16 protein-coding genes and 1 pseudogene are annotated in these 26,408 nt (G+C 56.2%); 12 read left to right on the top strand and 5 right to left on the bottom strand.

The window, feature by feature from the left end:
* Positions 1 to 148 precede the first annotated feature (148 nt).
* The 3 genes and pseudogenes from lipA to RBB81_RS04210 all read left to right on the top strand — a co-directional run bounded on the left by lipA (position 149) and on the right by RBB81_RS04210 (position 1,740).
* Positions 149 to 1,123, top strand: a complete 975-nt coding sequence (gene lipA, locus RBB81_RS04220; RefSeq protein ID WP_353072820.1) for a lipoyl synthase — start codon at positions 149 to 151, stop codon at positions 1,121 to 1,123.
* Between the two features lie 57 nt (positions 1,124 to 1,180).
* Positions 1,181 to 1,345 (top strand): annotated as a pseudogene (locus RBB81_RS04215) (TniQ family protein); the annotation flags it as partial.
* A gap of 143 nt (positions 1,346 to 1,488) precedes the next feature.
* A complete protein-coding gene (locus tag RBB81_RS04210; RefSeq protein WP_353073894.1) occupies positions 1,489 to 1,740 on the top strand; it encodes a hypothetical protein in 252 nt (83 codons plus the stop codon).
* Positions 1,741 to 2,543: 803 nt separating this feature from the next.
* Here the strand turns inward: RBB81_RS04210 and RBB81_RS04205 are convergent.
* Together RBB81_RS04205 and RBB81_RS04200 are read right to left on the bottom strand one after the other, a co-directional pair.
* Positions 2,544 to 3,017 (bottom strand): nuclear transport factor 2 family protein, encoded by a 474-nt coding sequence (locus tag RBB81_RS04205; RefSeq protein ID WP_353072819.1) that lies wholly within the window; start codon positions 3,015 to 3,017, stop codon positions 2,544 to 2,546.
* Positions 3,018 to 3,285: 268 nt separating this feature from the next.
* Positions 3,286 to 4,713, bottom strand: coding sequence for a hypothetical protein (locus tag RBB81_RS04200; RefSeq protein WP_353072818.1), 1,428 nt, complete (start codon positions 4,711 to 4,713; stop codon positions 3,286 to 3,288).
* Positions 4,714 to 4,954: 241 nt separating this feature from the next.
* On the opposite strand from RBB81_RS04200, the gene RBB81_RS04195 reads away from it, so the two are divergent.
* The 6 genes from RBB81_RS04195 to RBB81_RS04170 all read left to right on the top strand — a co-directional run bounded on the left by RBB81_RS04195 (position 4,955) and on the right by RBB81_RS04170 (position 16,506).
* The gene (locus tag RBB81_RS04195; RefSeq protein WP_353072817.1) at positions 4,955 to 6,571 is read left to right on the top strand and encodes a DUF3857 domain-containing transglutaminase family protein; all 1,617 of its coding nucleotides are present in this window, start codon (positions 4,955 to 4,957) and stop codon (positions 6,569 to 6,571) included.
* Positions 6,568 to 8,226, top strand: a complete 1,659-nt coding sequence (locus RBB81_RS04190) for a tetratricopeptide repeat protein (RefSeq protein ID WP_353072816.1) — start codon at positions 6,568 to 6,570, stop codon at positions 8,224 to 8,226. Before RBB81_RS04195 ends, RBB81_RS04190 begins: the two co-directional genes overlap by 4 nt.
* 42 nt (positions 8,227 to 8,268) lie before the next feature.
* The gene (locus RBB81_RS04185; RefSeq protein ID WP_353072815.1) at positions 8,269 to 8,805 is read left to right on the top strand and encodes an amidase family protein; all 537 of its coding nucleotides are present in this window, start codon (positions 8,269 to 8,271) and stop codon (positions 8,803 to 8,805) included.
* A gap of 315 nt (positions 8,806 to 9,120) precedes the next feature.
* The gene (locus RBB81_RS04180; RefSeq protein ID WP_353072814.1) at positions 9,121 to 14,457 is read left to right on the top strand and encodes a choice-of-anchor D domain-containing protein; all 5,337 of its coding nucleotides are present in this window, start codon (positions 9,121 to 9,123) and stop codon (positions 14,455 to 14,457) included.
* Between the two features lie 463 nt (positions 14,458 to 14,920).
* Positions 14,921 to 15,349 (top strand): hypothetical protein, encoded by a 429-nt coding sequence (locus RBB81_RS04175; protein ID WP_353072813.1) that lies wholly within the window; start codon positions 14,921 to 14,923, stop codon positions 15,347 to 15,349.
* 593 nt (positions 15,350 to 15,942) lie between these two features.
* Positions 15,943 to 16,506 carry a hypothetical protein gene (locus RBB81_RS04170; protein ID WP_353072812.1) on the top strand — a complete coding sequence of 188 codons (564 nt, stop codon included), beginning with the start codon at positions 15,943 to 15,945 and terminating at the stop codon, positions 16,504 to 16,506.
* Positions 16,507 to 16,624: 118 nt separating this feature from the next.
* Here RBB81_RS04170 and dhaL read toward each other — a convergent pair whose 3' ends face one another.
* Entirely contained in the window at positions 16,625 to 18,286 is a 1,662-nt protein-coding gene (dhaL, locus tag RBB81_RS04165; protein WP_353073893.1) for a dihydroxyacetone kinase subunit DhaL, read from the bottom strand.
* On the opposite strand from dhaL, the gene RBB81_RS04160 reads away from it, so the two are divergent.
* Together RBB81_RS04160 and fdhA are read left to right on the top strand one after the other, a co-directional pair.
* Complete coding sequence (locus tag RBB81_RS04160) at positions 18,167 to 18,556, top strand: hypothetical protein (protein ID WP_353073980.1); 390 nt, start codon at positions 18,167 to 18,169, stop codon at positions 18,554 to 18,556. The two genes, dhaL and RBB81_RS04160, sit on opposite strands and share 120 nt — an antisense overlap.
* Positions 18,557 to 18,750: 194 nt before the next feature.
* Positions 18,751 to 19,947 (top strand): formaldehyde dehydrogenase, glutathione-independent, encoded by a 1,197-nt coding sequence (gene fdhA / locus RBB81_RS04155; RefSeq protein WP_353072811.1) that lies wholly within the window; start codon positions 18,751 to 18,753, stop codon positions 19,945 to 19,947.
* Between the two features lie 1,252 nt (positions 19,948 to 21,199).
* Here the strand turns inward: fdhA and RBB81_RS04150 are convergent.
* On the bottom strand, positions 21,200 to 22,483 hold the full coding sequence (locus RBB81_RS04150; protein WP_353072810.1) for a vanadium-dependent haloperoxidase: 1,284 nt from the start codon (positions 22,481 to 22,483) through the stop codon (positions 21,200 to 21,202).
* A gap of 195 nt (positions 22,484 to 22,678) precedes the next feature.
* Between RBB81_RS04150 and RBB81_RS04145 the strand changes: the two genes are divergently transcribed.
* Positions 22,679 to 24,697 carry a winged helix-turn-helix domain-containing tetratricopeptide repeat protein gene (locus RBB81_RS04145; protein WP_353072809.1) on the top strand — a complete coding sequence of 673 codons (2,019 nt, stop codon included), beginning with the start codon at positions 22,679 to 22,681 and terminating at the stop codon, positions 24,695 to 24,697.
* A gap of 295 nt (positions 24,698 to 24,992) precedes the next feature.
* On the opposite strand, the gene RBB81_RS04140 is transcribed toward RBB81_RS04145, so the two are convergent.
* Complete coding sequence (locus RBB81_RS04140) at positions 24,993 to 25,166, bottom strand: hypothetical protein (RefSeq protein WP_179580479.1); 174 nt, start codon at positions 25,164 to 25,166, stop codon at positions 24,993 to 24,995.
* Positions 25,167 to 26,408: the final 1,242 nt, after the last annotated feature.

The raw sequence follows: 26,408 nt of genomic DNA, 5'->3' as shown, positions 1-26,408 counted from the left end.
ATCCAGCGTTTCGCTGGCTCATGTTGTTTGGGAGAGCTGTTTGTAGTCCATTGTTGAGAGATGTGAAACGGCACAGACCGGCGCGCTAAGGCTGGCTAGCGGAGGCGGGTCTTCGGCTCGTTTGGGCGGGTTGGATACAATGGATGGGATGACTCCACCGGTGGCCCAATTGAATGCAGAGCTGATACAGATTGATCTGACGCCGCGCAAACCTGCGCCAAAGCCGGCGTGGTTGAAGGCGAAGGCTCCGATGGGGGAGACCTTTCATAACCTGAAGAAGATGGCGCGGGAGCTGAACCTGCATACGGTGTGCGAGAGCGCGCAGTGCCCGAATATTGGGGAGTGCTGGAATCAGAAGTCTGCGACGTTCATGATGCTGGGAAATCTTTGCACGCGGCGGTGCGGGTTTTGCGCGGTGCCGAAGGGGAAGCCGGAGCCGATCGATTTCGATGAGCCGCGGCGGGTGGCTTATGCTGTCGCGCAGCTTGGACTGGCGCATGCGGTGATTACGAGCGTGAATCGCGATGACGATAATGTGGGCGCGGCGCGGGCGTTTGTGAGCGTGATTGATGAGATCCGGTTGCAGGCTCCGGGGTGCAGGGTGGAGGTGCTGACGCCAGACTTTCAGGGGAACGAAGAGGCGCTGCGGATGGTGGTGGCGGCGAGGCCGGAGATTCTGAACCACAACATTGAGACGGTGCCGCGGCTTTACCGGGTGGCAAAGTCGGGTGGGCGGTATGAGAAGTCGTTGCGGTTCTTAGAGCATGCGAAGGAGCTTGCTGCGGAGATGTTCGACGACCGGGATGGCGACCAGATTGTAACCAAAACAGGCATTATTGTTGGGATGGGTGAGGAGATGCACGAGCTGCTCGCGGTGTTTCGCGATCTGGCAGATCGGAAGGTGGATATTCTGACGATTGGGCAGTATCTGCGGCCGAGCCGGGATCACCTGCCGATGGCTCGGTACTATACGCCGGAGGAGTTTGCTTTTCTGAAGCATGAGGCGGTGGGGATGGGCTTCAAGCATGTGGAGAGCGGGCCGCTGGTGCGGAGCAGCTACCATGCGCAGGAGCAGGCGGAGAGTACGGGGCTGGCTGTCAAAAACACCGCTAATTCGTACTGAACAACGATAATTCGTACCAGTACGAAATAGCGTTGTGCGCGGCCAGCCAGATAAGGGGTGACGAAGGTGTCAAATCTCTTACCATGGCACCCACGCCGTCTTAACGACGAGATTTTGTCTTCTTGGATTCTCAGGATTGCAGCCGGGAATGAAGTGTCCGTCAGAAGCCTCTGCGCATGGCTTGGAAACGACGATCAACTTGGGACGCTGGATTCGATGGCGGATAATAACCCGCTCATAAACTCTATCGCGATGGCGGTGGGAGTCGAGAAGGAGACGGTTATTCAGTGCCTTCGTCCTAGCCTTATGGACTGTTCGGGAAACCCATTTCTCAAACGTTTTCAGCGGCTTTTAAATTTCCTGGATTGTGGCGCCGGTGGGAAAGTCCGTCGGACAGAGATTGGGTTAGTCAGTATTGCCCTGTCTGTCTTCGGCAGTCCGGGCACCATCAGCTTTCATGGACTATCGGCGTCTATAGTTGCTGCGTGCAGCACAGGTGCTTTCTTCAACAAAAGGTGTCCTCATTGCAGAAAGTTATTTCGAGCTGTGCCAAGGCTTTTCAGATCGTCGACTGTCAAATCAAAGATGGAACTGCAACTTTGCGCACACTGCGGTAGATCTGTCGTGAATGGTGCTCCATCCAAGTTGGCAGACAACAATAGTTTGAAACTTACCTGCCTGTTGGACTCATTGGTCAGGAATTCCAACTGTGGGGACTTCTTTGACGTGTTGGCGAGACTTCCTTACGTCATGTGCCGTTCTTCCGCTTTAGCGAGGCACATGAGGTCACAACTGCTGTCCGACTCACTCCAAATCACTTGCAGATATTGGAGTGGTACACCGACAAATTTCAAATATCTCGACGTGAAATCCAGAGCGTATATGCTCCAGGCGGTGGTGAGTCTCTTCGCAGACTGGCCAGATTATTTAATCGAGGTTCTGAGATCGACGAATCGGCTGGGTCAATTGCATAAGTACGAGCGCCTACCAAGCTGGTATGAACGGGCAGTGAGAGTTGCAATGACAAAAAACGGTAGTCCCAAACCTTCTGACAAGGATAAATTTCTCCGTGCTGCGACCCAGCAGTGTTGGATAACGGTTGTTCAGTTCGCCGAAGACACCCGCAATACTGGAAGTGCTCTTCGTGTCAGGTCCGCGTAACGGGTGGCACGCAATTGATGCTATGGCACGAGTTCTCGATTCTTATGTATTTACTGCTGGATACAACGAAATGCCGCACCCTTGCAACGTTATCCCGCCACGAGCGACATACCCAATGCACAATTATCCCGCCACCCACTACATTCCCATTTAGCCACTTGAATCGGCGTGATCTGGACTGCCACATCGAGTGCTCGAAGTCGGACCTGGGTTTTTGCGAACCATGCCAATGCAGAATAAAAGGTCAGGCGTTCTCTAGCTACTTACATTTCACACGATTGTCGTGCGAGGCGATGATCTGCCATGTACCGCTACGCTGCAGCCACGTGTCAGTCCAAACCTGGCACACCTTTATGTTCGGCTGGGACTTGTCTTTGCCGACAGCATGTTCGCTGCCGTAGACAATGGCAAGACTGTCTCCGAAGAAACGCACTTTAGCCTCATCAAGTCCGCAACCATGAGCGGTGTGTGCGCCTTTCTCGTCCCTCAGTTCATCAGCTTTTGTGAAGCGCGCACCTTTCGTTGAAGTGCCTTGGAAGTCGTCGGCAAGCAGACCAGCGACGACACCGTTTTCAACACACACACCCTCAGCCCACTTGCGCTCCATCTCGATCATGTATTTCGCGGTTTTATCATCCGCCGGAGACCAGTGACTCTGCTGTGCGTAAGCCGGAACAAGCAACAACGTCGCCGCGGTTGCCACCGCGAAGACTCGTAAATGCGTTTCTCGCATGGCGGAATCCTACACTACGCTCACGATGGTGACGCACTATAACTGCGCATTCGGTTATTTCCGTTGGCTTGTCGGCTAGCAGCTGGCCGATCAAGGAGGAGAGTAACTTCCGGTTTGCCCGTCAACCGCCCAGAACACCAAAGCTCATAATTGTTTCGCCCCGCAGTGCATTGGCGATTTATCACCAACTGAGAAGGCGAGCCATGGCTTCCGTGCTGCCGACCCTTCGGGAATAGGTGACGAGAAGCGCGTTTTTCGCTATCTACTTTCAGAAAATAGCAGGAGAAGGCTCGAAGATCATAAGCCAGTTTGAGTGAACCAAGGGCAACTCTCCGAGCTTCTGTCCCGACATTGCATCGGGTTCATCGTAGCGATCATTGCGAATCTTGTATGCGCCCGGTTTTGAAAGGTCATAGATTTTGCTAACACGAAGTCCCCCGCATAGGGCGTTCCGAGGTCTCACCGTATACCAAGTACAACATTGTTTTGAAGCGGCTGGGACCTGGGTAAGATCCACCATTTTTTTCGCCTTTTGCGCTACTTCAGTCAAAGTGGCAGGGTTTCCATCGAGGCCTTCGACAGATAGGAAATCCTTCGCAGATGAGTTATCTAGATCGATGTCGTGGTCTGAGATGTTGCTCATGCAGACCAGGACGTTGCTCGGGTCAGGCGGGTCGAAATTTGCCGACCGCAGGGTGACGAGAAAGGGAGGTTCGTTTGGAAGAGGATGTGAAGACGTGGCGTCCCCGATCTCGAAGGGCACACGGTTGGATTCGATGTTCCGATTGCTCTGCGGGTCCAGTAGCACAACTTGAGCTCGGTATCTTCCGGGTTTGCTGATGTCAAATAGATCGCCGAGTAAGACAATTTGTTCGGTTCTCTCACCGGGAAGGATTTCTATGATCGAGGCGGTATCGCGGAAACGAGAGAGACTCCAACTAGAGTTGGGCGAATTGGGCGCTGGGCGTAGTACGCCTGTAGCATCGAAGACTTTAGCGCCAGTGAGGAATTCATCTGGTGCCATGTTGGGTAGGTCATCAACTGCCCATCTGAGCATATGGCCGCTGTTGTTCTGAACAACAATATCGAGTGGCACTCCCCAGCCGACGGGTACGCGGGTTCGCGTGGCGCTCGCCGTAACAGAGATCCCCGCTTTAGGCGTTAAAGGCCGAATTGAGGGAGCGCCAACAGTGAACTGAACCAAGTTGGAGGTGACGTGTTTAGCTGAGTTGCCACACATGACCGAACCAAATGAGACGCGAAGTGTGTATCGACCCGGCCTGGTCAGGTCGAAGAGTTTTTCAAGCAACACAGCCTTTGTCAGCGAGGGTCGGGCGGAAAGTGGTATGGACACGTTTGCCGTGACGATCGTAGGACGTTGTGAAAGAGCATGCATCCACTCCGCCGTTCGCGGGACGAGAGCACCGCGCTCGTCTTTCAGTTCGAATTCGTAGGACCAGAAGTCTGGTGAACCTGACGGAAGTAGTATCGCCTCGTGCGCGACATTTGTCAGCCTCAGTTCCAGAAGCACATCGGATTGAGGACGAACGACATCGTCGGGGATTCCAATCTCCAGCTTCAACCCAGGACAGGTCGGGTGATCCTCGGTTGATTGAACGTCTACGGCTTGGACTGTTGCCGAGATGAAGAACAAAACCAGGAAAAAGACAAGTTTAACCAAGGGAGCACGTTGCATGGGAATCGATTCCAATCGGAACGTACATCTTTTATTTATTACCAACCGCCACTTAATTGTAGGTCCATCGATGTTGCCCAACGCTCATTTAAGCAGGTCAGTACCGATAAGTCGGCTTACGTTGAGTAATCGTCACATGGACGAGGGACGGGCTAGGTCATTCTAACTGTGGTGGCTGGTCGGGGGGCAATGTGGGGTATGTACCCGGTTCCCGAAATCTGCTATACACGCAGTTACATCCATGAAACTCCGTCTGATTGTGTTGTCCGCTGCCGTAATTGCGACTCTGCCGCTGCCGTCCCATACTCAAACTCCGGCTTCCTCCGTGGATCCGTACCGCGACGAGCCGTTTGTCTTTGAGCGGTACGACACCACTACAACAATGAAGGCCGACGGCACCGGAGACATAGTGCAGCATGTGATCGTGCGCATTCAGTCAGACGGCGTGGCGCGGCAGTTCAGCGTGTTGAATCTGCCTTACGCTTCAGCAAATTCAACCGCGACGATGGAATTCGTACGCGTGCATAAGCCGGACGGCGGCACGGTAAACACGCCAGTCGACGACGCCATGGAGATGCCCGCAGAAGTAACCCGCGAAGCGCCGATGTACTCGGACCTGAAAGAGAAACACCTCCCCGTGCGTAGCCTTGCGTCGGGCGACCGGCTCGAATATCAGTTCCACACAGTCCTTACCAAGGCGCAAGCGCCGGGACAATTCTGGGGGGCGGAGCATTTCCTGGTGCAGGGTGGCGTGGTTCTCGAACAGAGTCTAACGCTTGCCGTGCCGGAAAAGACCTACGTGCAGGTTTGGAGCCCGAACCACAAGACGACGCCGGTGACGCGCGACGGAATGCAGGTGTGGACGTGGACCTCCTCGCAGACCAAGGCCAGCGCACGCGACGAGAACGGCAAGATGACCGCGGCCGAGGTGAAGGATCCGGACGAGGACGCCGACGGACGCAAGCTGCCCAGCGTGGCATGGACCACCTTCCATAGCTGGGCCGAGGTTGGCGACTGGTACCGCAGTCTGGCGGAGCAGCGCCTCCAGCCTACCGCCAGCGTGCGAGCCAAAGCCGATGAGCTGACCAAAAATGCGAAGACGCCTCAGGAACAGGCGGAGGCGCTCTATCGCTTCGTTGCGACGCAGGTCCGCTACATCTCGCTCTCGTTCGGTGTTGGCCGCTTCCAGCCGCACACACCCGACGAGGTGCTGGACCACGGCTACGGCGATTGCAAGGACAAGGACACTCTGTTGGAGAGCCTGCTGCGCGCGAAAGGGATGACCACGGCACCCGTGCTGATCGGGGCGGGGATTGCGCCGGTAACAGATGTGCCATCCCCCGCGGTCTTCAACCACGCCATCACGACGGTCGAACTGTCTGACGCAGCCGGCAAGCCGGAGCGAGTCTGGCTCGATTCCACCGCTGAGGTTGCACCCTTCCGCGTGCTCATGCCCGTCATCCGCGACCAGCAGGCGCTCGTCATCCCGGATAACGCTCCGGCCGCGATTGAGAAGACTCCGGCGAACCCACCCTATGCCTATCACGAAGACTTTGTCGCCGTGGGCGCGCTGGACAGTGACGGTCTGCTGAAGAGCCACATGGTATTGACCGCGAGATCTGACAATGAGCTGGAGCTGCGCTCCATGATGCAGCGGCTATCACCCGCACAATGGGACGACGCGATGCAGTACCTCTCGGGGGCAATGGGGTTTGGGGGCAAGGTGAGCGGCACGGACATGCGCCAGACTGACGCAGCTGCGCCGGTGAAGATCACCTACGATTACAGCCGCGAAAAGTACGCTGGGTGGGAGAACAAGCAATCGCTGCCTCTCTTTCCCGTCATTGAACTCATGTGAGCGAAGAGAAGGCGCCCGAACACGATATCGACCTTGGCGCACCGCGTACCGTCGAGGCTCACAGCACCATGGCCCTTCCCGCGGGCTATCGTGCAGAGCTACCCGACGCAGTTCATGTCTCCCGGGAGTTCGCTACCTACGACAAAACATATCGCCTTGTCGACGGGAAGGTCATCGCGGATCGCAAGCTGGTCGTAAAGGTGCATAAGCTGCCGCGTGACCGATGGAAGGATTACCTTGCCTTTCAGAAAGCAACTCTGGTGAACGATGGGGAGCCTTACCTGCGGCTCATCCCGCCCGATCACCTCACGATCATCAAGGAGGGCGCGAAGAGCACATCCACCACGCCGGCCAAAGATACGACGCCCGCGGCCGAGCCCTCGAACCCTTCTGACACGCGACAGCAGCTGATAGAGATCACCGCTATGCTGCAGCGAAGAGATCTGGGTGGAGCCCGCAGCCGCCTCGAAGCTTTACGCAAGAGTTCGCCGGATGCGCCTTACGTCCTGGGTATGCTGGGCGTCGTGAAGGCGACTGACGGGGATCTTGACTCCGGCGCCCGCGATGTGGAAGCGGAGATGAAGGCACATCCCGATGACGACCCCTGGATGGTTCTCGGACTGGCCCAGGAGTACAGCAACAAGCAGCGTTACAGCGATGCTGATGGATTACTGAACAGGTGCGGCGGTAGCAGCGAACGGGTTCAGCAGATGCGAGTCTATGTGTTTGGCAAACAGGGCGACTACACGCATGCGCTCGGAGTTCTGCGCGATCTGCAGGCGCGCCAGCCTGAAGACCGCGCGGTGGCCTCGCAGGTGGCAAGCACGCTGTACGAACTGCATCGCAACGAAGAAGCCGCCATGGCCGCGAAGAAGGCGATGGACGGTAGCGATGATCCCGATGTCATCAACAATAACGTCTACGTGCTGTCGGAGACGAAGATCGATCTGCCGTTCGCGGAGACGCAGTCGCGCCGTTCGGTCGATCTGCTGGAAAAGGCGACCGCCTCGCACGTTTTGGAAGAGGCGAATACGAAGGCCTTTGCCGAGTCGGCGAACCTCACGGCCTCGTGGGACACGCTGGGCTACATTCTGCTGCTGGAGAGCAAGCCGAAGGAGGCCGAGCCGTACCTGCGCGCAGCATGGTTCTCACAGCAAAACGTAATCGTCGGCAATCACCTGGCGCAGGCCTTCGAGGGTCTGGACCGCAATGCAGATGCGCTATGGATGTATCGGCTTGCAAAGCAGGCGGAGAATGCGGCCGATGCGAAGCAGGACCTTGCCGAAGTGGCTGCGGCCATTGCGCGCCTTGAGAAGGCCGGGGTCAAGGCGGCCAGCGGCGAGCATTTTGCAACGTCGATGCAGGACTTTCGCAGCTACCACGTCAAGAATGGCGCGGGTGCAGAGGGTGGCGGCACGGTACGTCTCCAGTTGAACGCCGATGGTATCGCGGCAGCTATGCTCGTCTCCGGTGATGCAAAACTGAAGCCCCTGCTGGACGAGGCAAAGTCGCTGCGTTTGCCCGGCGCGGAGCCAGCCGGATCGTCTGCGCGTGTGCTGCGCGATGCGGTTGTGTACTGCGGTAAGAAAAGCTCGACCTGCGATTTGGTATTTATGCTCAACTCTGGTATCGCAGTGGAAGGCGCGTCAGAGTAGATTCGGTACTGGTTTCATGTCGTCCCGGTTCATTCCTGGAACTTGGCTCTGACGCCGGGTGGCTCCAGGTGGCGAGTCGGCGGCGATTGCGGCAGGCATGTCTCCGCTTGGCCGGGTACTAACCTTGCTATCTCCGTGCGGGGGCCTGCAGCGCACACCGGCATTCTCTCGCTCAAGGCCACCCACGGGCGTGTCCCCATGACCGGTATCTGGCCGCGTGAGCCGCGCCGTTTCTGGCATGTAGGCCCGATGGCGCACAGTATCCGCGATCTATCGTTGGCTTTTTCCCAACTCGCTGGGCCGGACGGACAGGACGACTACTCCAGCAACGCCATCTCGTTCGATAACGGAATTGGGAGTTCCAACAAGCGTCCGCTTCGTGTGGGCTGGCTGGTGGGGCCCGGCTGTGGTCCGATCGACGGCGAGGTCGCGGCCACGGTGGACGCTGCTGCTGAAGTGCTCAAGGAACTCGGGCACACAGTCGAGTCCGTGCGCATTCCTGCACATCGAGCGCGACTTCGCGCTCGATGTGTTCAGTCGTCTGCATGTCCTCGAGATGAAGCCCGGATTCGTGAATAAGACGGCGCGCCGCAGCGAGGGTGAAATTTCATACATGGCCAGGTTCATGCTCTCACTGTCTGACACTCCAGCGGCGGACTACATCGACGCAGTGCAAGCTGCGGAGCGACTGAACGGTTATGCCGTGTACTTCCAGAAGTACGACGTATTTCTCACTCCGGTTCTGCCTACTCCATCCCTTCAAGCACAACCAAGCGGAGATGCTGATCAACGGCCAGACTGTCGAGTGGTTTTTCCTTATGCAAAAAGAGGTGCTCGCGATAAAGTGATTTAGTTCCGTAGAAATCGAGCTACACCTGCCGTGTTGGAGAATTGATGCGCCACTTTTTGCGTTGCCCCTACCTGTTTTGGTGCCTTTTACTAACTTCAGTTTGCGCTTATGGGCAAACCAACGACACCTCGGCGCCTCGACGAGACCCCGACAGCGCTTCTATTCGGTTGCAGCGGCTCCCGCTGGCGTTCGAAGCCAATGTCGGACAGGCAGTTCCGGGCACAGATTATCTGGTACTTACAGGAGCCATGCAGGCAGAGCTCTCAGCCAATTGGATGCGCCTGTCGCTTCCCCAGACAAACGGACGGAGCCAGCAGCTCTCGATTCGCTTATCGGGCGCCCGCGCAGATGCACCATCTCATGCCGCGGACAAGCTCGGCGGAGAGTCGAATTATCTACTTGGTGACAAAATCTCCGCTTGGCACCAACATGTGCAGCGGTACGGCAGAGTGACATATGAGGAGGTCTACCGCGGAATCGACCTTACCTACTATGGCAATGGATCCCAGGTGGAGCATGACTACATCGTGCATCCTGGGGCTACGCCTTCAAGTATTCGCCTGCAACTCGATGGTGCTCGCAAGGTCGACCTGACCGGTTCCGGTGATCTGCGTATTTCCGTGGACGAGAGCGAAATTACGTTGCGTCATCCGCACGCCTACCAGATGATTGGCGGTGATCGTCGCGAAGTTCCGGCGCAATTTGTGTTGGCAGATGGAGCCGTAAGCTTTCATCTGGGAGATTACGACCGCACGCAGCCGCTAGTGATTGACCCGGTGTTGGATTATTCGACTTTCCTTGGCAATGCGTCCGTGTCTGTGACAGCAGTTGCAGTTGACGCCGGCGGTGACACGTACATCACTGGCGAAGCTCCAGTAGCCTTTCCAGCCATGGCGAATCCGGCGACGTGTAACAGCTGCGTCACCGGGACGAACAAGCTTGCAGTGTTTGTGACCAAGCTGAACCCCGCAGGGACCGCGGTAATCTATTCCACCTTCATCGGCGGCAGTGTGGATCCCTACAACGGTCCTAGCACCGATCAATCGACTGCATTGACCGTCGATGCGAGTGGCGACGCCATTGTCGCAGGATCACAAGCTTCGGCGGATTTTCCTCTGAAGAACCCAATCTCTTCCGCCGCTGCCAACTTTGACAATGGCTTTGTGCTGTCGCTCACACCGGATGGGTCGGCGTTCAACTTCTCCAGCCGTCTGGGGGGCGGTTCTTCTGTCTCGCAGTCGGATATGGTCTATCCCGAGTCTTTGACAACCGACACCACCGGGAATGTCTATGTTTCGGGCCTCTCGGAATCTACCAGCCTGCCCGTCACACCGGGCGCCCTGCATGCGTTTTCTCCCAGCTATGGTGATACGGGTGCATTCCTGCTCAAGCTTTCGCCAACTGGTTCGCTGAGTTATGGCGCAATCGTTGGCGAGATCGGCGAGGCTTCTGGCAGTACCGGTCCGACGGGGCTTGCTGTGGACGGTACGGGCATCATTTACATGGCAGGAACGGCTGGCGTTTCCATAAACACAGGAACGACCCCATGGCCTACGACCTCCGGTGCTTATCAGACGAGTTCGTCCGACGGTGGACCGTTCGTCACGAGAATCTCTGCAGATGGCAGCACAATTCTGAGCTCTACCCTGGTTGGCACGGGCTCTGTCTCATCCATGTCCCTGACCCCTACCCACGACGTACTGATTGCCGGCGACGCCGGTTACAACTTCCCGGTCACCCCGGATGCCTACAGCAAAAACGTTAGTACGAACATCAACGGCGTAACTGGCCCCGGAGCTCTTGGCTTCTTTGCGAAAGTAAGCGAAGACGGAACACAGCTTCTCTATTCGAGTGCTTTTGGACCTGACTCCGCTATCGTCACTATCAGTGGAATCGGAGAAGACCCGAACGGCAAAGTCTGGCTTGCAGGCACTACGAAAGGCGTCCTCCCGCTGGTGAATCCGCTGCAGTCGGCGATCAACTATCAATTCAGCGGTACCGGTTTTATCGCAGAGTTCGATCCCCCGATGCATAACCTGCTTTTTTCGGGCTACGTAAACAGCACCGCCGGCTTCTCGCAGGTGAATGGCATGGCGATCGATTCAACGGGATTGGCTCACGTCGTCGGGATCGCGTCACAAGACTTCCCGACCACACCCGGTGCGCTGCTTGGAGCGGTAACGCCACCGCCGCCGAACTACACCTATAACTACGGTTTTGCCGCGCTGATCGATGCGTCGAAGCCAGGTCCGAGCATCTGCTTCTCCAACGCGACCCAGGTGACCGCGCAGGTAGGCACAACCGGCACTGGATCGTTCGATATTGTCAATTGCGGCAATGCGCCTCTGACGATATCCTCCGTGCAAATTACCACATCCTCCGCGGATGTCCCCACGAATGCAGTTGCTTTTGCTTCGGGAAATATCTGCACAGGGTCGCTCGCAGCAGGAGCTTCGTGCACTTTGGCTTACACCTTCAGTCCAACCTCGGCAGGTAATTTCAGCTCAGCCGTTGCCATCGGCTCCAACGCTCCAATGGCGGCGAACCTCGAGACAATATATGCGACCGCTACCGCACCTGTTGTCTCTCTTCTTTTTGGAAACAGCTATTCGTTCGATCCGCAGGTGCTGGGAACTACTCCGCAATCCGGTGTGGCATTGCTTAAAAATAAAGGAAACGCGCCCCTAGTCGTGGATACCTCGCGTACCACGATCACTGGACCCTTCGCCGTCACAGACACGACATGCAGCAGTCCCATCCCTCCGACCTCGTCATGCGTCTATGAATTCGCTTTCAATCCCACGGTAGCGGGCGCGGCGACCGGAACGCTGACGCTATACACCAACGACCCCGGAACACCAGTTCTCACGATCGCGATCACAGGCACGGCATTGGCATCATTCCCTGTTCCCTCCGTCACTAGCCCCTCGCCCGCAACGATCTCGCTCGACGGTGGTCCGGCAACGATTTTCATCAACGGCACCAACTTCTTTCCACAGTCCACAGTATTTGTGAACGGTGTGAGTGTGCCCGTGACCGCCTTGGGTAGCACGTCGATCGAGGTTACAGTCGATCCAAGTACTTTAGGGGCGATGGGCGAATTCCCAGTGCAGGTCGTCAACCCTGCACCGGGAGGAGCTAGCAACGTGGGGACGCTGACAACCTTCCATGCGGTCAGTCTCAATGCGACTCACGTCGTTTATGAACCGGCGTCGAAGTTGTTGTACGCGGCGATCCCCGCAACATCAGCCTCGAACCCCAACACAGTGATCTCGGTCGACCCGACTACCGGCACATTGGGCACGCCGATTCCCGTCCTTACAAATCCGACACGGCTCGCTCTATCCGACGATGGCCATTATCTGTATGTGGCATTCTTGGACAACGTCGGCGCAAGTGCAAACTACAATCCGAACGGAGCGATGTTGCAGCGAATCGATTTGACCGCAGGTGCTGTCGATCGCACCTTCACGCTGCCGAACTCCTCCGCCGGTGTCATTGATATGCATGTCGTTCCGGGTTCGCCTCAACTGCTGGTCGCTTCGCTGTCGCAGGCAGCCTCGCCGTCAGAGAATGGTGTCGCGCTGTTCAACGACGCCGGTCTGGTGCAGTACATCGCTAATACCTATCCTGCCAACTATACTTTGGACAGCTTCATCTTTACGTCGGACCCAACGACGTTTTACGGTTATCCGATCGGTACCAGCGGCTTCTTCAGCGCCACCTCCGTATCTGCGACTGGAATAATACCTGGTTTGCCTGGAGGCGCAGGTTGTTGTGACCAAACTACAGGCTCGGAGTTGGCGACGGACGGGACTCTTCTCTACACCAACAGCGGCGAGGTATGGGACCCGAAAGCGCAGAAGCTTCTTGGCCGCTACGACACAAATCTGTTCTACGAAGCGGCGGTTACGGCTGACAGTGTCGCAAAGCGCACCTTTATCCTGGACGATGGACTGATCGGTGCAGGGGCGCCATACGGAGATCCGCAGATCCTTAGCTATGACCCGTCGACCTTCAAGCTGTCGGGAGTGCTCTCGTTCGCTCTGAACAGCCCTCCCAGTGAGAACGAACTGTTGCGTTGGGGGGCCGATGGGTTCGCATTCCGCAACAACGAATCTTACCCTGCTGATTTCTGGACCAATCCCGTATCTACATCGCAGATCATACTGGTCCGCAGCAGTCTGGCGACTCCTTCGGCCGCCGGTGGTGCTGCTGTTAGTCTCTCCACGAAGGCAATCACGTTTCCTTTGCAGGCGGAGGGTCTCGCATCGGCAGCCCAGACCGTCATGATACAAAACACCGGCGCGTCGCCTCTGACGGGATTAGTTATTTCGCTTAGCGGAATGAATGCATCTAGCTTCGCGACAACTTCAACCTGTAGCAGCACGCTGGCGGCTGGTTCGAGCTGCATAGTGAGCGTGGTGTTCACGCCGTCCGTGGCCGGCTCCAACAACGCGAATCTGCTGATCACCGACAATGCTCCCGACAGTCCACAGACCGTTACGCTCACTGGCACTGGTTCGGCTCCCGTGTTCACGCTCTCCAGTCAGTCTCTTTCGTTCGGCACTATATCCACCGGCACCTTGACGCAGCAGACACTGGCACTCCGCAACTCCGGAAGCATCGCGCTCGCAAACGTCGTGTTAGCGGTCGCCGGGCAGAACTCTACCGACTTCACGGTGACTTCTGCCTGTGGGGCGACCGTTGCGGTGAATGCAACGTGCAGCCTGACTGTCTCGTTCAAGCCCACCAGTACCGGTGACGAAAGCGCAGTGCTGACCGTAGGCTCCGTCGGCGCAATGCCGCAGAGCGTCAGTTTGGGAGGTATTGTAGTAGCTTCGGACTTTGTCCTGCCCCCACCCACAGGTGCATCCACTGCCACCATCTCCGCGGGCCAGGCGGCGAACTTCAACTTCAGCATCGGCACTGTCGGTACATTTACCGGTGTCGTCACTATGAGCTGCGCCAATCTACCGACGTATGCGACATGTACCTTTACTCCATCGAGCGTCACCGTTGGGTCGAGCTCCACACCTGTATCCCTGAGTATCAATACGCAGCAGACTTCTACGTCATTATTTCGACGAAGACCGGCGACACCGGGTTGGCCCGCTTACCTGCCCGCACTGGCAGTATTTGCATTACCTGCAATTTCGCGACGTACACGTCGACGTCTGAACAGGTTAACGCTCCTTCTTTGTCTGCTGGGGATCTTCTCTGGCGCCCTGTTGCTCAACGGGTGCGGCGGCAGTCCGGGATCTGGCAGTCCTCCGGCCCAAACCCGGCGGAACACCCCAGCCGGCACATACACCATCACGGTCGTCGCTTCCAGTGGTTCCCTCATTCATAACGATCAGATAACGCTCATAGTGCAATGATTGCTCTGTGGCAACGCCGCTCAATCAGCTACTACGTTCGCTCCGGGTTGAACTCTGAAGCTCTCATCTCAGTGAGATGAGGATGCAAGAAGGCTGCGGTTCGAACGTTGAGAGATCACACACTATGGCCGATTTCCAAACGAACGCTTTCGAAGATTGACGGCTTCTCGGAAGCAATAACGTGATTCCTTGAAAACGGGATTACTGAGATGGTCCGCCGCCGGAGGCAAGACGGTGAGGTTCTTTAGAAGATTGCATTCATAGACCAAAACACCGGGCATGCAGCAGGAACCGGAGGGATAGTACTTTCGACGACGAATGGCGGGCATACTTGGTCCTCTCATTCGGGCGGCTCTACGATAGATGATTTCTCGTTTTCAGGTCCAAATGACGGTATCGCTAAAGTAGGTGGGCACGCCTCTTTGACATCAGACGGGGGAGTGCATTGGCAGGAGATCAGCCGATGATGACTGATCCCAAAATACGACAGTTTTCGCAGATAGAGTCGATAGCCGCCTTGAGCACGACACACTATGCTGTAGCGGCCCATCAAGAGCAAGGTGAAAACATCATTGTCTCAACAACTGACGGTGGCGAGAGCTGGATTCCAACGCATATTGTGAATACGTTTGCCGGTACTCTTTTACCCCACGAAGGAGAATACTGGGCATTTGGCATTGAGTATCTTGGGCGAGAGCATGATCCTAGCGGCGGCTACAGTGCGCCGTGGTATTGCATTCTCGAGACGGGCAGGTATGGGAACATGGCGTCCGTGCCAGTACTGAATTTGACGGGTGCACAATGCAAGGATGTTACTTGCGATATGGGGTGCTCGAAGACCTCTACGGGAAGTCCGAGAAAGTTTGGTCACTGCCGCAAGATTCAGCGATGACCAACAAGTGGGCGATGGTTGGGGATACTCTGTGCACAATAGATCGAGGACTCAAGTGCGGCAAGGCGATCCCTTCTGATGCTCCGCAACCGCCGCCTGCCGCGGGCTCGATGACGTTCCAACTAGGTCGTTCGGAATCGCTAATTGACGGCTGTCTCGACTGTCAGTTTACTCAGGTTTCTTCACCTTCCTTCCTAGCGGGAAGGGCGGCCACCATCAAAGGTGTGATAGCGAAGTTTACTGTCGCCCGAAGTGGTTCCGTGCAAGATGTCGAAATCGCGGGTACTCCGAGCAAATCTCTCAGCGATGAGATCGCGCTGCAAATCTCTGCTTGGTTGATTGCTCCATCTCATACAGCTTCGGTTACTGTCCCGAGTGAAAAGCGTATAGAGCTGAACATCCTCTGTCCCCCCCGATTCCGGGCTTGATCGAGACCCCCGGGTGCAACATTGTCGCCGCAAGTGCTGTCTCAGGCTTGCGGTAGGCACTCTCCGATTTCCGTAGATCGTTCTCGGGAAGTCGTCTTTGCGGCAAGTTCAGTTCAAGTTGTCGCAAACCCCGTTTACCATTCGTAACTACAGAGTGAGGAAGTGATGCGTCTACTCATAGAAAACCAGCTAGCCTTGATTCTCGCTGTCTGCCCCTTTCTGTTCCTTCAAGCGGTAGCCCAGAATGCCTCCTCGGACGCTCTCCAACTCGAAGTCGCCCGGGACGGGGCTGCGCAGTCCGGTCGACCGCTCATCCTTGACTTGGGCACGAACGTGGGTGGCAAAGAGTATGCAGGAGAGATCAAGTTTTCGATTACGGATGAGCGCGGTCGAATGCGGCACTTGGTGAAAAGAGATCCCATGTTTGTCGCTGGCACACTGGGGCCTTACATCGTGACGATTCCCGAAGGTGGCACATTCGAGCTACCGGCTATCGATCTAGTGGATTATTGGTCCTACGAACCAAAGATCGCCGCTCTGGCGCTTCCTGCCGGCCGCTACTTGTTGACCGCAGAGTACACGGGCCACAATCCCAATGAAGAATTTATCCCAGCGCCAGCACAACCGCCTGCTCATCAGTACACCCAAAATTTCTGGATTGGGACCGTTGACTCTAATGTTATGGTGTTCACGCTTACCTCACCGATCGGCGATCAGCCCGCGCACTAAGAACGTCGTAGTGAAACTAGGGCAAATCACGTTCTAGTGCAAACTCCTCGAAAGTCATGTTATCGGCAACTTCGAGCTGTTCGCTGCGCAGCGAACGCTCAGATTTCGATTTTAAGGCTTAGCGTGCGAAGAGCGCTTCGGAGGCTGCACGCAACCAGACGGCGACTGCCTTCGCTCCTGGATCCGGATAGCCGAGCACGCGATCTCCAAGATAACTGGACCGCCCCAGACGGGCTTTCATTCGGGCCGTCGCTTCGACGCCGCGTTCCGCTGCTTCAACCGCGGCCAGGATTACCTCGCGCGACGCCTTTCCGCCGACCCCTTTTCTCAAAGCCATCACGAATGGATCGAGCGCATCCAGCATGGTCCGATCGCCGGGCTTCGCGCCACCTAATTCACTGATGGCGCGACAGCCCTGATCGAGCGCCCCGGCCCACTGCGTCAATCCCATTGCGCCCGATTTCTCCAGGACGCTGCCGCAACGCAGAAAAAGCACCCCATAGAGCGGTCCTGACGATCCACCCAACTCGCGCCGTAGGGTATGACCTATTGCTCTAATCGTGGCTGGAACGTCGTCCAAAGGATACGAACCTACCGCACCTTGCACGGCCTTGGCCGCGCGCTCCATGCTGGTGCCGAGGTCGCCGTCACCTGTAACGCGGTCCATTTCAGTAAGCTCACCTTCTGCGCCTAACAGCGCCTTGCACGCAGCCTCGATGGCCTGCTTTGTTATTCTGCCTGCCTCCGATTGCGCGCCCTTGCCGGTCGGCGAACTCGCCTTCCTGCCGAGCTCCGCTGCGATCTGCGCTTGTGGTTGTCTCGGGCGTTGTTTCATCTCGTTGGGCCATGCGGGAGCCGTAGTAACTGCATCTAGCCAGCGCAGCCACTCATCGTTGACACCGAGAACAGTGATCGAGATCCCCGCCATATCAAGTGATGAAAGAAATGTTCCGGCATACATTCGCTCCACCGTAATTCCGTTGCCTTCGAGAAAGCGCATCGCATGGCGGGCTACAATCGCCAGCTCCATCTCTGTGGTTGCGCCCAGATTGTTCACCATTACTGCCACGCGCTTCTCGTCGCCAAACCTTCCGTGCTTGAGGATTTGGGACAGGAGCGTCTCTGTCAGCTTGTCCGCAGTCTGCAGTTGCGTCCGCTTCACGCCGCGTTCTCCGTGAATACCGAGGCCAAGCTCCATCTCATGCTCGCCGAGTTCAAAGTTGAGTTTTCCGACTGCAGGTGAAGTTCCGGCGGAAAGCGAGACGCCCATGGTCGCTAGGGACTCAACCGCCGCTCTTCCCATTGCCGCTAAATCGGCCAGGCTCTTGCCTTCAGCCGCGGCAGCCCCCACCAGTTTGTGAATGAAAATGGTGCCGGCGAGACCACGCGCACCCGTAGCCTGCTCTGTTCCCTTTAGGGCAACGTCATCATCCACGACGATCATTTCGACGGAAATACCTTCCGCACGCACCATCTCCGCCGCCAAACCGAAGTTCAGCCGGTCGCCGGTATAGTTCTTGACTACCAGGAGCGCACCGCCCTCTCCGGAGACCGCCTTGATAGCGGCGAAGACGGAGTCACTGCTCGGCGAGGTGAAGACTTCTCCTACCACAGCAGCGCTCAGCATACCAACGCCAATGTAGCCCTCGTGAGCTGGTTCATGGCCGCTTCCTCCGCCAGAGAGTACAGCAACCTGTTGGTCACGGGCTCGTTCCGCATCTGCTCGGACCATAACCTTGTGCCCCAACAAACGGGCCGCACTTGGGTGAAGCGCGGCCAGGCCTTGCATCATTTCTTCCACGACATCTTCGGGACGGTTAATGAACTTTTTCATGACAAAGCCAATGTACAGCGTGAATCGCAGGCCTATTTCCCAAGTAGCTATTTCGCCGGAAAGCAAAGCCGAAACCCTTTACTTCGATGTCTCAGAAGTCTAGATGCCTGGTATTGGGTCAAGATGAGCAAACTCGACGAAGGTCTTCGCGTTCGCATCATGTATTCCGGCAAAGGACTGTTTCGGGACTATACATCGGAATATATGGGCATCTGAGATATGGGACTGCCAGGATGCCTAGCATGCGAGCCATTTCGCTTGGGTAAGGGCATTCCTGGTCCATCTGCTTTCCCGAAGCATCCAAGCTTAAGGTGTCTGGCGGTCGAGCTGCAACCGCAGCAGAGCATCGCCGGATTAATTCTTATCGCAACGCAACCCGCACTTGCTCTAGCAGCAGAAAAGGATTCTTTATGGCCTCCAATCGCGGAGTGGTCTTTCTCGGACCGAACCACGTCGAAATTCAATCCATCGACTATCCCAAGCTCGAAAATCCGAACGGTAAGAAGATCAATCATGGAGTTATTCTCAAAGTTGTTTCCACCAACATCTGCGGTTCCGACCAGCATATGGTCCGAGGTCGGACGACTGCTCCGACTGGCATGGTCCTTGGTCACGAGATCACAGGAGAAGTCGTAGAACTTGGGACCGACGTCGAGTACATCAAGATGGGCGATCTCGTCACCGTCCCGTTCAACGTTGCATGCGGCCGCTGTCGCACCTGTAGGGCTCAGGAGACGGGCGTCTGCCTGAATGTGAATCCTGGCCGGGCCGGTGGAGCATACGGCTACGTCGACATGGGGGGCTGGGTAGGCGGTCAAGCGGAATACGTCATGGTGCCTTACGCTGATTTCAATCTGATTCCATTTCCTGATAAGGCCCAGGCCATGGAGAAGCTAAGGGATCTCACGATGCTGACCGATATCCTTCCTACCGGCTTTCACGGTGCGGTCAATGCAGGCGTCGGCGTCGGTTCAACTGTCTATGTTGCCGGGGCCGGTCCCGTTGGCATGGCCGCAGCCGCATCGGCCTATATTCTTGGTGCCGCTGTCGTCATGGTCGGCGATATGAACCCTGAGCGGCTGGCTCATGCCAAGTCGGTCGGTTACGAGCCTATCGATTTGACCAAAGACGCCTCTCTCGAAGATCAGATCGCCCAGATCGTGGGGAAGCCCGAAGTAGACGCGGCCATCGACGCAGTCGGCTTCGAGGCAAAGGCGCACGGCCAGCACGGAGAAGAGGCGCCTGCAACCGTCCTCAACTCCCTCATGACGATCACGCGAGCCGCTGGCTCTATCGGCATTCCTGGCCTTTACGTCACCGAAGATCCGGGCGCTAAAGAGCAGGCAGCAAAGACCGGGAATCTGAGCATGAGGTTCGGACTCGGCTGGGCGAAATCGCACCGTTTCTATACCGGTCAAACTCCCGTGCTCAAATACAACCGGCAGCTCATGCAGGCGATTCTCCACGATCGGCTTCCGATCGCGAGAATCGTAAATGCAACGGTCATCAGCCTCGACGATGCTCCTAAGGGATACAAGGACTTCGATAAGGGGGCGGCGAAGAAGTTCGTGATCGATCCACATGGTTTGATCCCGAAGTCAGCCTAGTACCCGACCAGGCACACAGATCCAGCGCGGAAGGATCTGTGTGCCCAGCAGGTTGGTGTCTCGTCGGCACGATGACGAGAACAGCAGACACTTCGAGATTACGTCCTATAGATGAATGGTAATCTTGGACGATTGAGAACTGCATGAACGCCTACGCGCCGACAAAATGAGTGCGTACAGCTATGGGAATGCCGATAGCGATAAAGCATGTATATGCTCCGCTCATCAAAAACGCCCATCTATGGAATGCGGACAGCGTTCGATAAGAACACGTAGTTGTTCGCCATGCAACAAGCCCTCGTGGATCTCTTGAACGAAAAGCTTGCATCTGTCGCGTCCGACATTGAGGCCATCGAAAAAATGATCGCCTCGGAGCCGTCACAGACCAGTTCCTGGCGCTCCGCACCGTACAGGAGCTATTCAGGCGCCTGGCCGCCGATCTCCGAGTCGCCATCTCCCTCTTCGAGTAGCATTAGGTCAATTTCTGGGGACAGACCGTGCTTCAGTGAGTGCGGATTGCTTTCGCGCCAACTGAGCGCCCTAGAAGTCCTCGTTTGGGAAGTGTCTCGGAAAAGCACTCATGGCGCTTGTTCAGGTTCGGTGACCGATCTAGAACCGGAAGCGAATAATCGGAATGCCTCCACGACTAGCTTCGGCACCTCATCGTGATTCCGCTTCGTCACGAGTTCGTGCCTTGCGCCAGGAACTGGAAGCAGTACGGTCCTTGCCCGAATGAGCGTCAGCACCGCCACCACCTCACGTCCCCACGGCATTGCGATGAAATGACTACCGGTTGTTCCCGAGCCCCGAGCCCAATTCCAAAATGCCGATTCAGCATCTCGCTCAGTTCGAACCAATGTCCGGTTCGATGCCCAACATCAACCGAGACCTTCATAAATCGACATTAGCTCCCGAAAAGTCCGGTTTGTGGCAAGTTCAAAATCGTAGTTTCCGAAAAGTGAGATGAGTAGGTCTTTCGGAGACGCGAGAGACTATGCGCATGAAAACTCATTTTCTTGCGTGTCGGTTGACACTCGCTGTAGGTTTATTTGCATAAACCCTCCTTCAGAGTTGCTCTTAAAGTCGGCCCGACGTTACCAAAGGATTCTCGTCGCCTAAAGCCCGTGTATACGTGGGCCGGGGCCGGGATGCAAGCGGTAATGGGCTGTTTCGCAGCGATTTCAGCGGTTTACCGTCGAATGCGGTGGTCTATCGCAGGACACGAATGGCGAATCGCTCTCGAACTGAGCGCTCAGTCGTCATCGTGCATGCGACGTAGGTTGTTCTTGTACACGGCCTTGCCTATCGCGTTTCCCAGGCGCTCGCCTGCGACCTGATCGGTTCGAAAATGTATCCCACCGTAAACACGTGCGTCGGAGATGTCGTCGGTGATCTGGTCGAAGGTGGTGTATTGCAACACAATGTTGGGCACGGCGGGATTTGACAACGTTATGAAATGCCCACCTTCACCGTATATGCGTTTAAGAATCTGGGCTGCGCCATTCGCCGCGCTGCCGTGGTTGGAGGGATAACTCGGGAAACATGGAGTCGTGACAAACGGGACAAAGCTGGGATCAGGATCGGTTTTCGGATTGCCGTCTGTGTCACCAGCATGGATCGCTGTTTCGGGTCGCCAGAAATTGTAGTGATACTTGTTGAAGAATGCCGCGACCAAGCTGTCATTCATCGCCATGTTCATTACGGCCAGCGCACGAGCATTTTCGGTCAGAGAATGCCACCGCTCCTGCGCAACCTGCTGGACGACCTGATTGAAGACCTGAGTTGGCGAGGACGCGCCATAGAAGAGCGCGACATTCGCGCGATCTTGTGGTCGCTCTCTGCTGTCGATGCTTCCCACCGTCATCACCTCGTTGTAGGTTTTCGCATATTCGCGGCTCGTGAGCACTGGCGGTGGGTCGAGGAGATACTCCCTAACACTCGAGATGCCGAACGGAGTTATGTTTTGCCATTGAAACGCAATTCCGACAGCGACTCCATTCACAATTGGACAACTCGGTGTGGCTTGCCATTCCCCCGGAACCGGCGGCCCCGGTATCTTGAATTGCGGAGGCGACGATCCGTCGTTTGCGCGCAGAGCGATCATGGCCACAGCTGCGGCTTCACCCGTGGCAATGCCGTCGGTCTTGGCTTGACCGTCCGGTATAAACGCGAGGGAGTTGGCGCGGTCGGCGTCGAGGGTCGAGGCGCTAGCTAGAAAATAGGTGCTAAGCACGCGATAGGCAGCTTGGATGGCTGCAGCCTCGGGGGATGCACCTGGCGGTGCTACGATCGTTCCGAGATAGGGATGATACTCGCCCGTGATGGCGTTCACGGATTCGAATACAGCGAGTTGTACGATTGCCGCGTATCGTGCTTGGGCGAATGGGTTCTGGCGGTTCGTGACCGCTGTGTTCACTGCGATCACGTTCCAGTCCAATACGGCATCGGCTTTCGCGACGGCAGACCCGAATAGAGTCGCGATCAACATGCATAGCCCGAGAACCCGGTTCTTTGTGTCGCCATGTATCTTTTTCATTGTGCTTCCTCCTGATTCTTCACTGGCTTTCGGGCAGTGGTGATCGGGATATTTGCGGCAACGAAGGCTGTTGTCCATATCGGAGAGTGTGTCGCGGCGTTATGTTTTGTGTCGCTCTAAAGACAAGCGTGGGTTCCACTTGCGTCAGCCTCTACCGATGTGGTGTAGAATCACTCAGCTTCCATGGGGTGTGCCATGGCTTCCGAGCTAGCTGGAGTGGAGCAACCGATCCGGTTCGGCGAGGGCTACGAGGTTGATCTGCGTCCTCGGAGGCTTCGCCATGGTAGTCATGTGCTGAAGCTTGAGCGTATCCCGTTCGAGATCCTTCTCCTACTGCTTGAACACCGGGACGAGATTGTTACTCGGGATCAAATCGTCTCCAGGGTTTGGGGCCAGGGTGTTTTCCTGGATACCGACAACAGTATCCGGGGCGCGATCCGCAAGCTTCGCCAAGTCCTGAAGGATGACGCCGAGACCCCACGGTTCATACAAACCGTGACCGGGCAGGGGTATCGCTTCGTCGCGCTGGTTATTACTCCCAAAGAACCAAGCGCAGCTTCCGAACCAGAGGCAGCGGGTGTTCTCACCAGCGACCGGGATTTCGTGTCGGAACTCGATAGTTGGTTACAAGCCCGAAGACTGCGTTTAGTCGAGCCAGATCAGGATCGCACGGCGGAAAAGACGACGGATGCCGGAAGCGGACAGGCGAATCGCAAGTCCTACAGGTGGCTTTTCGTTGGAGCGGCCGCTTTGCTCTCAGTCGCGTGCCTTCTGTCATTCCTGGTAGTTTGGGGCTGGCGACGAGCATCGAACCCGCCCACCCATTCCCAGGGCAAGATAGTCCTTGCTGTTCTACCATTCGAAAACTTGAGTCGCGATCCCGACCAGGAGTTTTTCAGTGACGGTCTGACTGAAGAAATGATCGCCCAGACCGGAAAGCTGAATCGGGATCGACTCACCGTGATAGCCCGCAGTTCGGTTGCAAAGTACAAAGGCACCACTCTGGCCGCGAAAGAGATCGGTAAAGAACTGAACGCGGATTATCTTCTCCAGGGCACCGTCCGCCGCTCGTCGGACCGTGTACGCATCACCGTCCAACTCGTCGAGGCTCAAAATCAGACAGACCTCTGGACCGAGAGTTACGACCGCGAACTCAAAGATCTGCTAGCTGTGCAGGACTCAGTCGTGCAGAGCATCGCGAGCCAAATACACATCGCTCTCACGGAAGAACAGAAAACACGTTTAGCAAATCCGCGGCAGCCAAGGCCTGAAGCATACGAGGCGTATTTGAAAGGTCGCTACCACTGGAACAAGCGAACAGCCGACGGCATGCAAAAGGCGGAGGATTATTTTCAGCAGGCCATTGACAACGATCCAACCTACGCCGCGGCATATTCCGGGTTGGCCGACTGCAACAGCGGACTTGCGTGGCACGGGTTCAAATCCCCGGCCGAGGCGCTTCCGAAAGCTTACGCGGCCGCTCGCAAGGCGGTGGAGATCGACCCACAATCGGCTGAGTCCCATGCCTCCCTGGGACTTGTGTTCAGCCATGGTTGGAATTGGGCTGGAGCCGAGGCCGAGTTCAAGCGTGCTCTGGAGTTGGATCCTCAATATGCAAATGCGCACCACTGGTACGGAGACTATCTTTCCATCAAGAGCCGCCATGACGAGGCGCTTGCCGAAGCCAGCCGTGCACTGGAACTCGATCCACTTAATCTCATGATCAGCACATGGGTGGCACTGCGATACTATCAGGCCCGTGACTATTCCCATGCAATCGAACAAGGTCGAAACTCTGTTGAGCAGGACTCGAACTTCGCAGCTGCACACCTTCTGCTGGGCGAGGGCTACGTTCAGGCAGGCTTACGCAGCGAGGGCGTTAGTGAGCTGAAGCTGGCTGCGAGTCTGTCAGGGGGTAGCCCACTTTACACGGCCCAGGTCGCGGTTGCCCTTGCAGCGGCAGGGCGGAGGCGTGAAGCACTCCGAATCTCACACGAACTGGAGACAATCTCGAGGAAGCGTTACGTTTCGCCCTACGGGTTGGCTCAGATCTACGCAGCGTTGAAAAGCGATGAAGACACATTCAAATGGCTGCAAGCCGCGTATCGCGATCACGCTGTCTGGATGGAATACCTCGCCGTCGATCCGATCTTTGATCGCTATCGCTCCGACCATCGTTTTCAAGAGCTCCTCCGGCGAATCGACCTGCTCTGAGTTAGATTACGAAATCCCCGATGCTCTACCGCAAAGCGTGGCCGTCTGCATCCAGTTACTGTCGAAAGTAGACAAGCCAAGAAAGCAACAAGTCCTTCAGCGACAAATAGGCTGCGAGAACAGCCTTTGTAGCTCTCGCCAGAAAGTACCTTCCGGACATGAATTGTGTCTGGATGACGCTAGTGCTTTTTCGGGCGCGCGTTGGTGCGCAGAGTGGAGCGGAACAGAGGATAGGGGCGCGCGTTCGAAGAAGCCGTCAGAAGGATGGCCGACCCTTCTCCTGGGGAATCTTACGTTACCCCGGGTGTTCTGCAAAACCGGAGGCGAAAGCATTTTCTGGCGTCTGGCGATTGTCCCGAGTGACGGGCAAACCGGAAGTAATCCGTAGTTCCCGCAAAGTCCGGTTTGCGGCAAGTCCGGTTACGAACCAGTCGAAATTGCCGGAAAACTGGTATTTCTTTAACTGCATCCGAGGTTTTCCAAGCGATTCATCTTGGAGAGCTTAAATTGCGCTTCCGTAATATGTACAGCTGTGCGGCCACAATGGCCTTTGTTCCGAAGTGCGGGCACGGGAGGAATGATGAGGATCACACTGAATATCGTTGCTAGTCTTCTGGTTCTAGCGGGCGTCATTTGGTTCCTGCAAGGGATCAATGTACTGCCTGGTAGTTTCATGACTGGACAGACTAGGTGGACGGTTTATGGTGGTATAGCCATTGCATTGGGTATCGCTTTATTGCTGAGAGCTAACCGGCCGCGAAAAGAGAGCTGATTCAGTGTGAAGTTGCCGATAACCTCGTTTTACGCGAACTTCGTTCAATATGTTCAGTGACGTACCGTCAGGAACAGAGGCCAGATTTCCTCGATCTCGCTATCGTTGACGGCGATGCAGCCCTTGGTCCAATCGGCCTATCGTTGTAGCGAGCTACCTTGCGTCCTCCAGTTTCCTCAACCAGTGTGGGGCATCACTAGGTAGTTCACTGAAACAGTCCACATCGGCTATCCTGCGGCCTGTGGCGACGTCGGCGAGAACGCAGCGCATTACAAAGTGGGGAGGACCATCTTCATAGGCGACTTGATGACCATCCGCCCAGAAGATCCATTTCCAAACGTAATGCTCACCTACAAATCGACGAATGATGCGCCCGTGTCGGCTCAGTATCAAGGTTCGTGGATAACGCTCGTCGGTTCGGTCGGGATTGGGATAGTTCAGCGTCCATCCGGCCATGCCGTTTGGCCCTAGAAGATGCTCCGATTCGGTTGGCCGTTCGGACTTCGGTGCTGATTGTGTCCCCGGTTCAGGAATGCGGAAAAACGCAGTGAACAGCAATACACATGAGGCAAGTTTCACGACGGTCGGACCTCGCACCAAGTTTAGGCCAAGTCAACCGATGCTTAGATGAAAACACTCGGGAAGTCCGGCTGGCCGAGGTTCACGCAAAGTCAGGATTTCGGCAAGTTCAATCATCGACGTTTCCTATAATCCCGTTTTCAAGGAACTACAGGGGAATCACTTGTCCGAGAAGCCGACTACACGGACAAGTGAGCGACCTTCGTTTGTCGATGAGGCATTGGCGATTCGCCATGGAAGCTACGCCCGGAGCGAGCGCAACTTCCAAGGAATATGACTTCCTATTGTCGATCCTCTTGGTAATCCGCCTCTCTGCCTACTCCGGAGACCGTTCCTGTGAACTCTCCCGTAGCAGCAAAA

It is taken from the genome of Tunturibacter gelidoferens (genome assembly GCF_040358255.1).
Classification (GTDB): domain Bacteria; phylum Acidobacteriota; class Terriglobia; order Terriglobales; family Acidobacteriaceae; genus Edaphobacter; species Edaphobacter gelidiferens.
This window is presented reverse-complemented; position numbering and strand designations above follow the sequence as displayed.

Excerpts from the sequence above, each read along its gene's own strand:
- RBB81_RS04140 (WP_179580479.1), bottom strand. The coding sequence starts at position 25,166 with ATGCAGTTAAAGAAATACCAGTTTTCCGGCAATTTCGACTGGTTCGTA.
- RBB81_RS04170 (WP_353072812.1), top strand. The coding sequence starts at position 15,943 with ATGCGTCTACTCATAGAAAACCAGCTAGCCTTGATTCTCGCTGTCTGC.
- lipA (WP_353072820.1), top strand. The coding sequence starts at position 149 with ATGACTCCACCGGTGGCCCAATTGAATGCAGAGCTGATACAGATTGAT.
- RBB81_RS04205 (WP_353072819.1), bottom strand. The coding sequence starts at position 3,017 with ATGCGAGAAACGCATTTACGAGTCTTCGCGGTGGCAACCGCGGCGACG.
- RBB81_RS04160 (WP_353073980.1), top strand. The coding sequence starts at position 18,167 with ATGGCCGCTTCCTCCGCCAGAGAGTACAGCAACCTGTTGGTCACGGGC.
- RBB81_RS04180 (WP_353072814.1), top strand. The coding sequence starts at position 9,121 with ATGCGCCACTTTTTGCGTTGCCCCTACCTGTTTTGGTGCCTTTTACTA.
- RBB81_RS04175 (WP_353072813.1), top strand. The coding sequence starts at position 14,921 with ATGATGACTGATCCCAAAATACGACAGTTTTCGCAGATAGAGTCGATA.
- RBB81_RS04150 (WP_353072810.1), bottom strand. The coding sequence starts at position 22,483 with ATGAAAAAGATACATGGCGACACAAAGAACCGGGTTCTCGGGCTATGC.
- RBB81_RS04145 (WP_353072809.1), top strand. The coding sequence starts at position 22,679 with ATGGCTTCCGAGCTAGCTGGAGTGGAGCAACCGATCCGGTTCGGCGAG.
- RBB81_RS04200 (WP_353072818.1), bottom strand. The coding sequence starts at position 4,713 with ATGCAACGTGCTCCCTTGGTTAAACTTGTCTTTTTCCTGGTTTTGTTC.
- fdhA (WP_353072811.1), top strand. The coding sequence starts at position 18,751 with ATGGCCTCCAATCGCGGAGTGGTCTTTCTCGGACCGAACCACGTCGAA.
- RBB81_RS04195 (WP_353072817.1), top strand. The coding sequence starts at position 4,955 with ATGAAACTCCGTCTGATTGTGTTGTCCGCTGCCGTAATTGCGACTCTG.